Genomic DNA, 14,985 nt, shown 5'->3' on the forward strand with positions numbered 1-14,985 from the left:
CACCTTTTGCTGGCGACTCCCGAGAGCTGGTATGACCGACGACCTACTCGATACTCGCTGGGGGCGAGTACTCGTCAGCGGAGCTGCAGGCGTCACAGGTGTCGCCGGCTCGTACGCGCTGACGGGTGTTTCACCGGCGTTTCTCGCGTCGCCGGTCGAGCGCGCCCTCGCCCGAACGATGCCGGGGGCGATCCTCTCGTTTGCGATCACGACGCTGGGGAGCCTCGGTCAACAGCTCAACTTCCTGCTCGCAGTCGTGCTGACCGTGCTGTTCGTTGCCCTGGCGGCCCGGGCGGCGCTGATATTCGGCGACGCGGCGAACAACCGAGCCGTCCCCGCGCTCGGAACGGCGATCGTCGTCTGGGTCGGTGCCGTGATCCTGACCGACGAGGTCGTCCTGTCGGCGGGCGCGGCGCTCCCGGCCGCCGGCGTCGTCGTCCTCGCGCAGGCGCTCGACGCTGCCGGCAGTGTGACAGATCCCATCTCGGCGAAGCGACGGCGAGCACTGGGGACCGTCGGGGTGGCGCTGGGTGCCTCTGCCGTCGGGGTCACGGTCGGGCGCGGCCGGTCGCCGACCGTCACTGCCGACGACGCCCCCCCGCTCCAGGCTCCCGGGGCTGACCGTCAGGACGCCCAGGAGAAACTCGACAGGGCCGAGACGAACGGGCTGGACGTCGCCGGGCTGGAACCACTGGTCAGCGACCAGTTCTTCGAGGTCGACATCAACTCGATCGATCCCTCGGTCGACGCCGCCGACTGGTCACTGTCGGTCACCGGCGCCGTCGAGGAGGAACTCTCCCTCGACTACGAACAGCTCCGGACGATGGAGGCCCGCAACCAGTTCTCGACGCTGCGCTGTGTCGGTGAGTCGCTCAACGGCAAGAAGATGGACAACGCACTGTGGACGGGGGTCCCGGTCGAGCAGTTCCTCGAGGAAGCCGGCGTCCAGAGCGGCTGTGAGTGTGTAATGGTCCGAGCGACCGACGATTACTTCGAGGAGTTCCCGATCGACGCGCTCCGGGACGGACTGCTCGTCTACGGGATGAACGGGAAACTCCTTCCCCGGAGCCACGGCTATCCCGTCCGGCTACTCGTCCCGGGCCACTGGGGGGAGATCAACGTCAAGTGGGTCACCGAGATCGAGGTGCTCGAACAGGAAGCGCAGGGCTACTGGGAGAAACGCGGCTGGCACGGCACCGGCCCGGTCAAAGCTGTCGCCAAACTGCATCACACCGAACTGCTCGACAACGGTCAGCGGGTGGTAGGCGGACACGCCTACGCCGGGACCCGCGGAGTCTCGGCGGTCGAAGTCTCGACCGACGGCGGCGACACGTGGACGACGGCGACGTTGTCCGAGCCGCTAGCCGACGACGACGTCTGGCGACAGTGGTCCTACACCTACGAACCGCCTTCCGGCGGCCACACCGTCGTCGTCCGGATGATCGATCAGGACGGCACGGTCCAGCCACGCGAGGAGACCGGAACGTACCCAAGCGGCCCGAGCGGCTGGGTCTCCCGACAGTTCGCCTGATCGCTGTAGGAAGTCCCTACCCATTGGTACCGACACGATAACGAGGACGGTCTGGGACGGACTGCTGGTCTGTCATCTGTTGTTTCTACAGCCGATAACCGAGGCGGTTCTGGTGACCAGCCGGAACCGGCACGACGCGGACTTATCGCCCGACCAACCGGTCGAGGTGACGGAATTCGGCGGTCTCGGAGTCGCGTACGTCCCGTCCGAGGACGAAGCCTGGATCAGCGGTTGGGTCGACGTTCCGCGGTAGAAACCGGCTGCGGGCGGTGGAATCGAAGACGGCTCCGTCTGTCACACGCTCCAGCGTCTCAGTCTCGTTTCCGGTTCAACACTCGGACCAGCCACAGGACTCGCAGGTCTTGCAGCCTTCCGAGTAATACAGCGACAGCGAACTACACTCCGGACATTCCGGACTCTCGCCGGCGTCGATGATCTCCTGCTGGTCGCCCGAGGCGCGGGCGTCCGTCCCGGCATCGGTGTCGGGTTGTGCGGCCGTCGCACCCGGTCCACCGTCGGTCTGGGTAGTGCTATCGACGGGTGCCTGCTCCCCGTTGATCTCGTCTTCGGCTGTCTCTTCGAGTGTGGCCTGCTGTGGATAGGCCTTGTCGACCTCGCCGTCGAGGTACCGCCGGAGTGCGGTCCCGATGGCGTCCGGGATCGACTGGATCTGTTCGCCCTTGTCCCAGGCGACCTTCGGCGATCGGATTCCCTGGAGTTCGTCGGCGATCTCGTGGGGGCCGACACCCGAACGTAACGCAGTCGAGATGGTCTTGGCCAGCGCCTCGGTGAAGGAGGCGGTGAAGCCGCCGGAGTTGCCGATGTTGGCGAACAGTTCGAACGGTCGCTCGGCCTCGGGATCTTCGTTGATGTTGACGTAGAGTTTCCCGTAGCCGGTGTCGATGCGCTGGGTGACGCCGTGGAGGACGTCCGGTCGCGAGCGCTTCTCGGCGAACTCCGCCTGCTCGCCGTCGGCAGCGTCCAACAGTGACTCGACGGAGTCGTCGACAGCAGCCTGGACGGCTTCGTCGTCGAGGAACCCCTCGATACCGCCGAAGACCTCCTCGATCTGTGCGACGATCTCCTCGGCGTCCATGTCGGCGAACTCGGTGTTCTGGGCCCGCGTCGTCAGCACCTGTTTGCTGCGGGTGCCGTCGCGATAGTAGGTGACGCCCTTGCCGCCGTGGTCGTAAATGTACTCGAACACTTCGGCGGCGTCCGCGACAGTGGACTCGTTGGGGGCGTTGACCGTCTTCGAGATGGCCGAGTCGACGCCCTGCTGGCAGGCGACCTGGATCCCGGCGTGACTCTTCGCCGGGAGGGCACCGGTCGTGACGAACAGCTCGCCGATAGCGTCCGGAACGGTCGTGAGGCCGTCGATACCGTCGAACTCGTTGTTGGCCATCTGCTCCTGGGCCTCCTGTTTGACGGCCTCGACATCGAGATCGTTCTCCTCCAGCGCCCGGAGGAAGTAGTCGTCGAACTCGACGAGCATCTCGTCGCCCTGGACGTCGCCGGAGACGTTCTTGTAGTAGGCGACGTTGTAGATCGGCTCACAGCCACCGGTCGTGTTGCCGATCATCGAGGTCGTCCCGGTCGGGGCGATCGTCGTCGTGTTGTGGTTGCGGATGGGGTAGCCGTCGGCCCAGTCGTCGGCGTCCTCGCCGGTCTGGTGCTCGAACCACTCGCGGTACTCCGTCGGGTCGGCGTATTTGGACTTGTCCCACTCCTCGAAAGTCCCGCGCTCTCGTGCGAGTTCGTGTGACGCGGCCTTCGAGCCGTGGTTGATGTGGCTCATCAGCTGGCTGGCGACCTCGTTCGAGGTCTCGGAGCCGTATTTCATTCCCAGCTGGATGTACAGCTGTGCCAGGCCCATGATACCCAGGCCGATCTTGCGCATCTCCCGGACCTTCTCTTCGATCTCGTCGACCGGGAAATCCGACATGGTGACGACGTTCTCCAGGAACCGGGTGCCCATCTCGATACGGCGGTCGAACTCGTCCCAGTCGATCGCTTCCTCCAGGAAGGCCCCGACGGCCTCGGCTTCGGTGTCGTACTCGTCGGCGTGGGCGGCCTCCCAGACGCGCCAGTCCGGGGCGTCCTCGGCTGCCAGCGTCGAGAGGTTGATGTGTCCGAGGTTACAGGCCTCGTACTCTTCGAGCGGCTGCTCGCCACACGGGTTGGTCGCGAGGATCCGGTGATCCGGGTGTTCTTCGACGTCGAAGCTGTGCTGTTTGTTGACCCGTTCGAGGTAGATGACGCCAGGTTCGCCGTTCTCGTGAGCGCCCTCGACGATCCGCTCCCAGAGCTTCTCTGCGGGCACCGAGAGCACTTCGCCGGCCTCGACGAACTCGCCGAGGCCGAACGTCTCGTAGAGCTCCTCGGTCTGTTCGGTGGCGATGTGGGGTTCGTCGGTCCGCGGGTTGGTGAACGTGAACTCCTCGCCGTGCTTCAGCGCGTCCATGAAGGCGTCGGTGATCCCCACGGAGATGTTGAAATTCGAGAGATGGCCTTCGACGGCGTTTCGGAGGTGTTTCGGAACCTTTCCGTCTTCGCCGATGAGATCGCGGGCTTCCTCTAAAGCGTCGGCAAAGGAGTTGTGCGTGAAGTCGTCGGGGTCGTTGAGCCGCAGCGTGTGTGCGAGCGAGACGTCCTTGTTCTTGGCGTGGATGAACTGGATGACGTCGGGATGGGAGACGCGCATGACGCCCATCTGGGCGCCCCGTCGGGCGCCGCCCTGGGCGATCGTCTCGCACATCTGGTCGTAGGTCCGCATGAACGTGATCGGCCCCGAGGCGATGCCGCCGGTCGAACCGACCTGGTCGCCGTACGGGCGCAGACGCCAGAAGGCATAGCCCATGCCGCCCCCGGACTGGAAGACCTGTGCGGCCTCCTTTGCGGTCTGGTGGATGTCGTCGATGTCGTCTTCCGGCGAGTCGACGAAACAGGCCGAAAGCTGCTGGAGTTCGTCGCCGGCGTTCATCAGTGTCGGCGAATTCGGCATAAAGGAGAGTCGCTCCATCGACTCCTGGAACTCCGTGGCCGTCTCTTCGACGTGCTCGCGAACGTCGTCGGGGAGTTCCGGAACGACAGTGTCGTAGGCGAACTTGTTGACGTTGTACTCCGAGAGCGTCGTCTCGACGTCGTCGTCGACGCTGGTACCCTTCCCGAAGACCTCGTCGGCGAGTTCGTCGCGTCGAGGATGGTCGGGTTTGAGCTGGTCCGGCGTCACCGTCACGTCGGTGTCCTGCTTGCGGGCCTCGAACACCGCCTCGGCCAGCGCGATGTTCTTCGCGACCCGTTCGAAGAGATCCTCCTGTTGTTCGACGAGGTCGCCGTCGGCGTCCTTCCGGAGATACCGGGCCGGCAGGATGTTGTGATACGCGTTGTCGGTGAGTCGATCGGCGAGTGTCTCCCCCTCGGTGCGCTTGATCGGCAGCGAGATCTCGTCGGCGGAGAGTTCCGCGTCGCTCATCTGTCCATCGTCTCCCCGACAGCGGTCGTCTGTCGGTCGATACCCCGATCTACGGCTGACCCAATTCCTGTCATTTCTGGCGGCACATCTGTACTCATGGATGTCGTATAACGCTTCTGTCTGCGGATTCTGTCGGATTCCGTAGCTGTACGAGAGTCGTAACTACGGTGGTCGTCGGGCAATGCAACAGCGCGGCTCGTCTCGCCGTCGTGTACGACCACTAGCAACGGCGGTCGCTTCTTAATACTGTCCAGACCACGGTGAAAGTGAAACCGGACCTCCCCCAACCACGAGACGGAACTGGAACATCCAGTAGAAACGAACGGGGGTTTCGACTGGAGATAGCGATCACTCCCCCCCGAAACTGGCGGGGAGCAGTGAGCAATCGTACCGGGAGACACCGGAACAGCCACGAAGTATTTGTGCCAGAACGGTCTCGTACTAGTATGCTCTCCGTCCTACAACTCGGGAGTCTTCCCGGCCTCCCGGCGCTGCTGGCCGGCCTCGTCGCTATCGCGCTGGTGTTGCTCGTCGGCCGAGTCGTGATGAAGGTCGCCTGGCGACTCGTCGTCGTCGCGATCATCGTCGTCGCGACCGTCTGGATCCTGGGCGTTCTGGGGTTCCAGTTCTTCTGAGGGCAGACCGTCGGGAACCGACAGGTCGGCGGTTCAGTCGTCGGCCGAGCGCAGGAAGTTCCGGATGACGTCGTGGCCCACGGCAGTCAGGACCGACTCCGGGTGGAACTGGACCGCTTCGATCGGGTACTCGCGGTGGCGAACACCCATCACGAGTTCGGTCTCCCCGTCCGGGGTCGGCTCGGTTGTGGTCGCCGAGACGACGAACTCTTTGGGGACCGACTCGGCGATCAGCGAGTGGTAGCGCCCACCCTGGAACCCCTGTTCGAGGCCCCGGAAGACGCCCTCCCCGTCGTGGTCGATCGACGAGGCCTTCCCGTGGATGGGGGCGGGAGCGCGACCGACGCTCCCGCCGTAGGCGTACACCGCCGACTCTAACCCGAGACAGACCCCCAGTGTCGGCACCTCGGGACTGACCTCCCGGAGGACGGGAAGCGTCACGCCCACGTCGCGGTCGTTCTTCGGGTGGCCCGGTCCCGGTGAGAGGACGATGGCGTCCGGGTCGAACGCCTCGATCTCTGCCAGCGAGGCCGTGTTGCGGACGACCTCGGTCTCGGCGTGCTCGGAGACGTACTCGACGAGGTTGTAGGTAAAGGAGTCGAAGTTGTCGACGAACAGCACGCGCATGTTCTCGGGGACGGCGTCCTCGCCGGCTGGTCGGGCGGAACTCATCGCTCCCCCTCCGGAGCTATCTCGGCTCGCTCGTCGGTCCTGATCTCGTCCAGTGCAACCAGGACGCCGTCCATCTTCTGTTCGGTCTCCTCGTACTCGCTGGTGGGGTCGGAGTCGGCGACGATCCCGGCCCCGGCCTGGACGGTCACGCGGTCGGCGGTTCCCTCGCCGGCGGGCAGTGGCGCACCAGTCTCGACAGTGGCCGAGCGGATGACGATCGCGAAGTCGGTGTCCCCGCCCCAGTCGAAGTAGCCCACGCCGCCGCCGTAGGGACCGCGGGACGACGGTTCCAGTTCGTCGATGATCTCCATGGCGCGGATCTTGGGCGCGCCCGAGAGCGTGCCCGCGGGGAACGTCGCCCGCGCGGCGTCGAAGGCGTCGGCTTCGTCGTCGAGCGTGCCGGTCACCGTCGACTCGATGTGCTGGACGTGGCTGTACTTGAGAACGTTCATGAACTCGTCAACCCGAACGGAGCCGGGCTCAGAAACCCGGCGAACGTCGTTGCGCGCCAGATCGACGAGCATCGTGTGTTCGGCCCGTTCCTTGTCGTCGGCCAGCATCTCGCCGGCGAGGCGGCGATCCTCGACCGGTGAGTTCCCCCGCGGGCAAGTGCCCGCGATGGGGTTCGAGACGACGCGGTCGCCGGCCACGGAGACCAGCGTCTCCGGACTCGCCCCGACGATCGAGTGGTCGTCGTACCCGAGGAGATACATGTACGGTGACGGGTTGACCGAGCGTAGCGATTCGTACAGTCCCAGCGGGTCGACGTCCCCGTACAGTTCGCGGGTCCGGGAGACGACCCCCTGGTAGATGTCGCCAGAGAGAACGTACTCCTTGGCCCGTTCGACGGCGTCCTCGTACTCGTCCTGTGGACCCGCGACCTCGTCGACTTGGGTGAACCCGCCGGTAACCAGCGGCTCCAGGTCCGAGAGTACCGACTCGACGCGGTCGGCTTCGGCGGTGAGTTCGTCGTAGCGAGCGCCCGCGTCCTCCTCCTCGCGGACGACCGGCGTGAACACCAGTTCGACACTGTCCTCGACATGGTCGAACCGCACCGTCGCCGTCGTCAGCACGAACTGCGCGTCCGGGAAACGGGAGTCCGGCCGGTCTAGCCCGACCTCGTCGAGCCAGAGGTCGTAGACCGCGTCGTAGGCCAGAAAGCCGACGAGCCCGCCGTCGAGGTGTTGGCGGTCCATCTCCGGGAAGCCACGCAGTTCGACGTCGGGCATCGCCGCTCGGAGGTCGTCGACGACGTCGCCGCCGTCGGTCGTCACGAGGTCGGCGTATCGGTCGTCGAAGACCTCGACCTCACTGTCGTCGCCGGTGACCGTGACGACGGCACGGGGGTCGTACCCGACGAACGAGAACCGCGCGTGCCGGTCGTCGGTCTCCGGGGCGAAGGCGCCGTCCGGATCGCTGGAAGCGACCTTTTCGGCGCTCTCGAGCAGGAACGTGTAGTCGCCGGCGTCGACGTCGGTCGTCCGGCCGGTCAGCGCCGCGTAGGCGGTCAACGGGTCCACGTCGACGTCTAGTTCCGCGGCGGCGCGGACCACCACCGGCCGGTCGGCCTCCGCGTCGGCGACGAACTGCTCGCGCGAGCGGTCCAGCGTCACGCGGCTCCCCCCGCGGCGTTGGCGACGAATCGCGATACTGCGTCGTGGTTTTTCACGCCGCCACGCTCTTCGACGCCGCTTGCGACGTCGACGGCGAACGGGCGGACCGTCTCGACGGCCTCGGCGACGTTCTCGGGGGTCAGTCCGCCGGCCAGCACGACCGGCACGTCCAGGGAGGCGACCAGATCCCGCGTCCGCTCCCAGTCGTGCGTCTCACCGGTTCCGCCCGCGCCCGACTCGTCGACGGAGTCGACCAGCAGCGCGTCGGCCTGTGCCGCGTAGGCCCCGAGGTCGTCGGCCGCGGCGTCGACGACGGCGACGACCTGCTGTGCGATCCGGCGCCGCAGTGCCCCCAGTTCCGTCGGGGAGAGCCCCTCGTGGACCTGGACGGTGTCGGGTTCGACTGCGTCGACACGGCGGACGGCCTCCTGGACCGTCGCCGGCATCGTCACCAGCACGCTCGTCACGAACGGCGGGACGCCCCCGACGAGACGTTCGGCGGTGCCTTCGTCGACTTCGCGGGGCGTCTCGACCGGGACGCCGTGGATGACGCCGACGGCGTCGGCCCCGGCCGCGACGACGGCCTCGCGGTCTTCGGCCGAGGTCACGCCACAGATCTTGACCCGCGTCATACCCCGACCAGGTCCTCCAGCTTTGCCGCCGCGTCGCCCGACTCGATTGCCTGTCGGGCCAGTTCGACGCCCTCGGTGTGGCTGTCGGCGACGCCGGCGACGTAGATGGCAGCGCCAGCGTTCGCGAGGATGATGTCCCGTTTCGGTCCGTCGACGGTCCCCTCGACGATCCCCCGGAGGTCCTCGGCGTTCTCCTCGGGTGTGCCGCCCGAGACGGCCTCGATGTCGGCGGTCTCCAGCCCGATGTCCTCGGGCACCATCGTGTACTCCTCGATCCGGTCGCCGGTGACCTCCGCGACCGTCGTCTCGCCGTGAATGCCGATCTCGTCCAGACCGTCGCCGTGGACGACCAGGGCTCGTTCGACCTCCATCCGTGCGAGCGCCTCCGCGACGATCGGGACGAGATCGGGGTCGTAGACGCCCAGGACCTGTGCGTCCGCCCCGGCCGGGTTCGTCAGCGGGCCGAGGATGTTGAAGACGGTCCGCATCCCCAGTTCCTTGCGCGGGCCGATGACGGCTTTCATCGCCGGGTGGAACACCGGCGCGAGCATGAACCCGATCCCCTCGGCTTCGATCGCGTCCTCGACGGCCGGCGGTTCGGCTTCCACGTCGACGCCAGCCACCTCCAGTACGTCGGCGCTGCCCGACGAGGAGGACACCGAGTAGTTCCCGTGTTTGGCGATGGGGACGCCGGCCCCCGCCGCGACGATGGCGCTCGTCGTCGAGACGTTGATCGTGTCGTAGTCGTCCCCACCGGTCCCGCAGGTGTCGACGAGCGTCTCCCGCTGTGGCTCGATGGTGCGTGCGGCGTCACGCATCCCCTGGGCGAAGCCGGCGATCTCGGCTTCCGTCTCGCCTTTCGCCCGGAGCGCAGTCAGCAACGCACCGATCTGGGCGTCCGTCGCTTCCTCGAAGACCAGCCCCGCGACCTCACGAGCCTCGTCCTGTGTCAGGTCCTCACCGTCTGTGACGCGTTCGATGTACTCCTGCATGGAATCACCAATGAACTATTTCGTGTTGTGATGTACAAATCCGTACACTGACTTAACGTTGTCGGGCCGGGCCGATTCCGGTCCCGTGTGGGTCGAATCAACAGACGACGTGCGGATACCGAATCCGAAACCTTCAATTATACCCCCCGGCAAGAAGGAAGTGTACGAGGCAGCGAGGGTTCGTGGTCTAGGTCGGTTATGACACCTCCTTGACATGGAGGAGGCCGGCGGTTCAAATCCGCCCGAACCCATACTTTCTGTCGCGACCGACTCGGGAGCGACGAAACCGTCTGTGAAGATGTCCTCCCGCGGACTGGCGACGGCTATCGAGAATCACTACGACGAACCCGACCCATCGAGGAGGTGCGCGCCCGGCGAGCGTCGGCTCTCTCGCCGCTTGAACCCGACCAGGAGGTCTCTCAGACGATACTCACGTCGGCACTATCGCGGCTGATCTCGCTCTCGCGGCCGTCCTCGATCGCGTCGAGTCGGTCCATGATCGTATGGACGACGTCACCCTCGGTGCAGGGTGCGACGTGTGAGAGTTCGGCCTCGCGGTACTCGGCCAGCCCCATGACCGGGAGGACCATCGCGGTGTAGGCCTCCTCGGTGACCTCGGACTCAACGTCGGTAGTCTGGTAGAACGATTCGAGCGAGACGTTGTTCGAGAGCGCCCACTGTTTGAACTCCGCGACCCGGTTCAGGATGTACTTCCCTTCCGGCGTGCGTGCGGCGGCCGACTCCGGAGCGATCTGTTTGCCCCAGACGACGACGTTGTAGTCCGCGATCTCGTCCTCGCGATCGAGGCGTTCGAGGCGATCGAGTACGGCTTCCTGGCGCTCGTTTGCGCCGTCGGGGAGCATCGATCGGACGAACAGTTCGACGTGGGGGAGGGTGTCCTCGGTCATGTCTGTTACGAATCATACAGACGGAGCTACAAATAGATACCGTGGGTACTGTATACACAGCACGGAACTGTATATATTCCTTTGAGCCGGCGATGTCGGGTGGTTTCGTGGATCGGTTTACCATCGTTGTGGGTACGATCCGGCTGATCTTCCAGCGGAAATTCCGGTGTCGGGTACATTATATTTCGTGACTGTCTCGACGGTGAAGCGTCTCGTGCAGGCCGACGACCAGCGCCGGAACGACCACGATGAAGATGTGTTCCTCGATCGGAATGCCAAGGAGATCCACGCCCGTCCGCAGGCGGATCGCGAAGACCCCGACTGTGAGCGTATACCAGTCCCAGACGTAGGCGATCGGATAGAGAGCGACGATGGTCCGGGCCGCCATCCTGAGCGCATCCGCCCGGTATAGCAACACCAGCGCGACTGTCCCCCAGAGGAACTCGGTGACGAGGTACGTGTAGGGGCCGAAAACGCCGATGTCGGGAAGCATATCCGATGGACGTAGCACGGGTTCTAAAACCTGTCCGAGGTTTCCTTTGCCGGGAACCAAACCAAGCTTGATAACCCTACACGTCGAACTTCCGCGGTGTGAAGCACGATGGACATTGCTGACATCGCCACCAGAGAGTTTGTCGAGGTCGACGCCAACAAGCGCCTCGGGAAGGTCCGGTCGATCTTCGAGCGGGAGAATCCCAAGGGCATCATCGTCACCGAGAACGGTGAGTACGCTGGCGTCATCACGCAGAAACAGTTGGTCCAGTCCCACGTCGAGGACAACGCGAAAGCGGGGGCGATGACGAGCTCCGCGCCCAAGGTCAAGCGGACCGACGACGTGCGGAAGGTCGCCCGAGTGCTCGTCGAAGGCGGGACCAAACTCGCACCGGTCTTCGAGGGGGACTCCCTGTGGGGGATCGTCACCGAAGACGCGATCCTCGAAGCGGTCCTCGAAAACCTCGACGCGCTGACCGTCGAGCAGATCTACACGAAAGACGTCGTCACGGTCTCGGAAGATACCAACGTCGGGCAGGTCGTCAACCTCCTCCGGAAGAACGGTATCTCCCGGCTACCCGTCCTGGACGAGGACGATCAGTTGACGGGGATGGCGACCCGCCACGACATCGTCGACGTCGTCGTCCGCGATATGAACAAGGCGACCAGAGGCGACCGCTCGGGCGAGATCGAACGCATTCTCGATCTGCCAGTCTACGACGTGATGTCCAGCCCGGTCGCGACCGCCGACCTCGACGAGTCCGTTCGGGACGCCGTCGCCCGGATGCTGGAACACGACTACGCGGGCCTCGTGGTCACCCCCGCCGACGACGACAGCAAGGTCGCAGGCATCGTCACTAAGACCGATGTCCTCCGGGCGCTGACCTTCACCGAAGAGGACCACATGGACGTCCAGATCACCAACATCAAGCTCCTGAACACGATCAGCCGCGAGGACATCCGACAGTCCATCGAGAAGGTCGCGGACAAGTATCAGGCGATGCAGGTCCAACACGCCCACGTCCGTCTCCACGAACACAAGGAGAAACTCCGGGGCACCCCGCTCATCCAGTGTCAGATCCGCCTCCGGACTAACAAGGGCCAGGCTGCCGGCTCCGGCGAGGGGTACGGCGCCGAGACGGCGTTCAACGTCGCGCTCGACAAACTCGAACGCAACGTCCTCGAACTGAAGGGCGTCCAAGCCGACGAGGAATACCGCGGACAGCTACTTCGGAAGCTCGGCGAACTGTAGCTCACAGAGTACAAACGCGGTCAAACAGCCGCTGTGGGCTCGAACTCCCGTTCTCAGTTCCGTGCCCACTCGACGGCCGCGTCGAGGTCTTTGAAACTCTCGATCTCCGTGTCCGGGACCGCGACCTGAGATTTCACCGCCATCGCAGTCGTCCCGTCCGAGACGAAGCCGATCTTGTCGACGTCCGTGTACTCGCCGTTGGTTGACCACTCCTCGCCCATGTACTCCTGGGTCTCCCTGGCGAGGTTGGTCCCGTCACCGAAGACAGCCAGTGTCGCGTCGATGTCGGTGCGTTTGCCCCGCTCTCTGTAGTGTTCACTGGCTGCTTCCAGGTCTTCGTCGGCGAAGCCACGCCACCCCGCCATGAACCAGATACCGACGTTGCCACGCTGTTCAAAGGTCCATTCGTACTGCTCCGGGTCCGGAATCGTGCTGGACATACCTGATGGTGGCCGTACACGGTAATACCAATACAACCTAACAGTGTAGGCATCTCGAAGATCGGGGAGACGAAGCGGACAGTCGCCACCGCTCGAAGCGGCGCTACTGGAAGCCGATACGGCCGCTGCCGCCCTGGCGCTTCTGGGGACTGGAACCGCCGCCTTTGAAGTCCTCCTGCATCTGCTCGTAGTACTCGCGGATCTCGTCGGTGACGGTCGGGCGGACGTTGTCCATCGCCTGCCGGAAGTGACGCATCTCGACCTCCTCGGCGTCGTCGGCCTCGCGCAGGGCCTCGATGGCGGCCTCGCGGGCGATCGATTCGAGGTCCGAACCGACGAACCCGTCGCTGATCTCGGCCAGCTCACGCAGGCTCACGTCCGGCGAGAGCGGCGTGTCGTCCGTGTGGATCTTGAGGATCTGTTCACGGCCCTCGATGTCGGGTTCGCCGATCATCACCAGCCGGTCGAACCGGCCCGAGCGGATCAGCGCCGGGTCGATCATGTCCGGGCGGTTGGTCGCGCCGATGACCATGACGTCTTCCATCTCTTCGAGGCCGTCGAGTTCGGTCAGCAGTTGGTTGACCACTCGCTCGGAGACGTTCGAGCCCATGTCGCCGCCGCGGCCGGGTGCGAGCGAATCCAACTCGTCGAAGAAGATCACCGTCGGTGCGACCTGCCGGGCCTTCCGGAAGGTCTGGCGGATCGCCTTCTCGCTTTCCCCGACCCACTTGCTGAGCAGTTGCGGACCGCGCACGCTGATGAAGTTGGCGTCGGTCTCGTTGGCGACGGCTTTCGCCATCAGCGTCTTCCCGGTGCCCGGTGGACCGTACAGCAGGACGCCGGACGGTGGCGTGACCCCCATCCGCTCGAACTTCTCCGGGGAGTTCATCGGCCACTCGACGGCCTCCTGGACCTCCTGTTTGGCGTCTTCCAGGCCGCCGACGCTGTCCCAGGACATCTTGGGGAGTTCCACCAGCACCTCCCGCATGGCGCTGGGACTCACCTCGTTGAGCGCACCCTTGAAGTCCTCGCGTTTGATGATCATCCGGTCGATGAGACTCGGCGGGATGTCCTCCTCGTCCAAGTCGATCTCCGGGAGGTACCGGCGCAGGGCCTTCATCGCGGCCTCCTTCGTGAGGCTCTCGATGTCGGCACCGACGAAGCCGTGGGTCTCGGTCGCCATCTTCGCGAGGTTGACGTCGTCCGAGAGCGGCATTCCGCGGGTGTGGATCTGGAGGATCTCCTCGCGGCCGACTTCGTCGGGGACGCCGATCTCGATTTCCCGGTCGAACCGGCCCGGGCGACGGAGCGCCGGATCGACGCTGTCGACACGGTTGGTCGCGGCGATGACGATGACCTGGCCCCGCGATTCGAGGCCGTCCATCATCGTCAGCAACTGGGCGACGACCCGGCGCTCGACCTCGCCGGTGACGTCCTCGCGTTTTGGCGCGATGGAGTCCAGTTCGTCGATGAAGATGATCGAGGGTGATTCTTCGCTCGCGTCCTCGAAGATCTCGCGCAACTGTTGTTCGCTCTCCCCGTAGTACTTCGAGATGATCTCCGGCCCGGCGATAGAGAAGAAACTGGCGGAGGTCTCGTTGGCGACGGCCTTCGCGAGCAAGGTCTTGCCGGTCCCGGGCGGGCCGTGTAACAGCACCCCCTGGGGTGGCTCGATGCCGAGTTTCTTGAAGATCTGGGGATGCTTCATCGGCAGTTCGACCATCTCTCGCACCCGTTGGATCTCGTTCTGGAGGCCGCCGATGTCCTCGTACGTGATCCCGCCGCCGGTCTTCTCGAAGCCGCTGATCGGCTCCTCGCGCAGCTCCACCTCGGTGTCCTCGGTGATGAGGCAGACGCCGTCGGGCTCGGTCTCGACGGCGATCAGCGGGATGGCCTGGCCCGGTGAGCGCATGAACGGATGGTTCGTCGAGGACATCACCGGGACGATGTCGCGTTCGACGACCGGGCGCTTGAGGATCTGGCGTTTGACCATCCCCGCGGCGTCGGAGCCGAACTGGACCGACGCCTCCTCGGGCGGTGCCAACACGAGTTTGTCGGCCTTCTCGGCGTCGGCCTTCCGGATGGTCACGCGCTCGCCGATGCCCACGTCGGCGTTCTGGCGCGTGAAGCCGTCGATGCGGACGGTGTCGGTGTTCCAGTCCTGCCGGTCGGCGCGCCACACCTTGGCCGCAGTCGTGTCGCTGCCTTCGATCTCGATGATGTCACCGGGTGAGAGCTTGAGATGCAACAGCGTATCGGGGTCGAGCCGGGCGATCCCGCGCCCCGAGTCGTTCGGGTACGCTTTCGCCACTTCCAGTTGGACTTCGTTCATAGTAGAGTGAA

13 protein-coding genes and 1 tRNA gene are annotated in these 14,985 nt (G+C 65.1%); 5 read left to right on the forward strand and 9 right to left on the reverse strand.

Annotation, left to right across the window (positions count from 1 at the left end; translation table 11 throughout):
• Positions 1–31 precede the first annotated feature (31 nt).
• Together P0204_RS00280 and P0204_RS00285 are read left to right on the forward strand one after the other, a co-directional pair.
• Positions 32–1,531 carry a sulfite oxidase gene (locus P0204_RS00280; protein WP_276220804.1) on the forward strand — a complete coding sequence of 500 codons (1,500 nt, stop codon included), beginning with the start codon at positions 32–34 and terminating at the stop codon, positions 1,529–1,531.
• 112 nt (positions 1,532–1,643) lie between these two features.
• Positions 1,644–1,784 (forward strand): hypothetical protein, encoded by a 141-nt coding sequence (locus P0204_RS00285; protein WP_276220806.1) that lies wholly within the window; start codon positions 1,644–1,646, stop codon positions 1,782–1,784.
• 75 nt (positions 1,785–1,859) lie between these two features.
• On the opposite strand, the gene P0204_RS00290 is transcribed toward P0204_RS00285, so the two are convergent.
• A complete protein-coding gene (locus P0204_RS00290) occupies positions 1,860–5,006 on the reverse strand; it encodes an adenosylcobalamin-dependent ribonucleoside-diphosphate reductase (RefSeq protein ID WP_276220809.1) in 3,147 nt (1,048 codons plus the stop codon).
• 446 nt (positions 5,007–5,452) lie between these two features.
• Here P0204_RS00290 and P0204_RS00295 point away from each other — a divergent pair, with 446 nt between their 5' ends.
• Positions 5,453–5,641 (forward strand): DUF8029 family protein, encoded by a 189-nt coding sequence (locus tag P0204_RS00295; RefSeq protein WP_276220811.1) that lies wholly within the window; start codon positions 5,453–5,455, stop codon positions 5,639–5,641.
• Between the two features lie 33 nt (positions 5,642–5,674).
• On the opposite strand, the gene trpG is transcribed toward P0204_RS00295, so the two are convergent.
• From trpG to trpD, 4 genes are read right to left on the reverse strand one after another with little or no spacing between them, the layout of a single operon-like run.
• Positions 5,675–6,313, reverse strand: a complete 639-nt coding sequence (trpG, locus tag P0204_RS00300) for an anthranilate synthase component II (protein WP_276220813.1) — start codon at positions 6,311–6,313, stop codon at positions 5,675–5,677.
• Positions 6,310–7,926, reverse strand: a complete 1,617-nt coding sequence (trpE, locus tag P0204_RS00305; protein WP_276220815.1) for an anthranilate synthase component I — start codon at positions 7,924–7,926, stop codon at positions 6,310–6,312. The genes trpG and trpE overlap by 4 nt, the downstream gene beginning before the upstream one ends.
• Entirely contained in the window at positions 7,923–8,558 is a 636-nt protein-coding gene (locus tag P0204_RS00310) for a phosphoribosylanthranilate isomerase (RefSeq protein WP_276220816.1), read from the reverse strand. The genes trpE and P0204_RS00310 overlap by 4 nt, the downstream gene beginning before the upstream one ends.
• Entirely contained in the window at positions 8,555–9,550 is a 996-nt protein-coding gene (gene trpD / locus P0204_RS00315) for an anthranilate phosphoribosyltransferase (protein ID WP_276220819.1), read from the reverse strand. The genes P0204_RS00310 and trpD overlap by 4 nt, the downstream gene beginning before the upstream one ends.
• A 176-nt stretch (positions 9,551–9,726) precedes the next feature.
• Between trpD and P0204_RS00320 the strand changes: the two genes are divergently transcribed.
• Positions 9,727–9,801: transfer RNA gene (locus tag P0204_RS00320), tRNA-Val, on the forward strand.
• A gap of 168 nt (positions 9,802–9,969) precedes the next feature.
• Here the strand turns inward: P0204_RS00320 and P0204_RS00325 are convergent.
• Complete coding sequence (locus P0204_RS00325) at positions 9,970–10,458, reverse strand: HTH domain-containing protein (protein ID WP_276220821.1); 489 nt, start codon at positions 10,456–10,458, stop codon at positions 9,970–9,972.
• Positions 10,459–10,636: 178 nt separating this feature from the next.
• The gene (locus P0204_RS00330) at positions 10,637–10,951 is read right to left on the reverse strand and encodes a lycopene cyclase domain-containing protein (RefSeq protein WP_276220823.1); all 315 of its coding nucleotides are present in this window, start codon (positions 10,949–10,951) and stop codon (positions 10,637–10,639) included.
• A gap of 108 nt (positions 10,952–11,059) precedes the next feature.
• Between P0204_RS00330 and P0204_RS00335 the strand changes: the two genes are divergently transcribed.
• Positions 11,060–12,202 carry a CBS domain-containing protein gene (locus P0204_RS00335; protein ID WP_276220825.1) on the forward strand — a complete coding sequence of 381 codons (1,143 nt, stop codon included), beginning with the start codon at positions 11,060–11,062 and terminating at the stop codon, positions 12,200–12,202.
• Positions 12,203–12,255: 53 nt separating this feature from the next.
• On the opposite strand, the gene P0204_RS00340 is transcribed toward P0204_RS00335, so the two are convergent.
• Entirely contained in the window at positions 12,256–12,642 is a 387-nt protein-coding gene (locus P0204_RS00340; protein ID WP_276220827.1) for a hypothetical protein, read from the reverse strand.
• Positions 12,643–12,745: 103 nt separating this feature from the next.
• Positions 12,746–14,974, reverse strand: a complete 2,229-nt coding sequence (locus P0204_RS00345) for a CDC48 family AAA ATPase (RefSeq protein WP_276220829.1) — start codon at positions 14,972–14,974, stop codon at positions 12,746–12,748.
• Between the last annotated feature and the right edge of the window lie 11 nt (positions 14,975–14,985).

It is taken from the genome of Haloarcula halophila (assembly GCF_029278565.1).
Lineage (GTDB): Archaea > Halobacteriota > Halobacteria > Halobacteriales > Haloarculaceae > Haloarcula > Haloarcula halophila.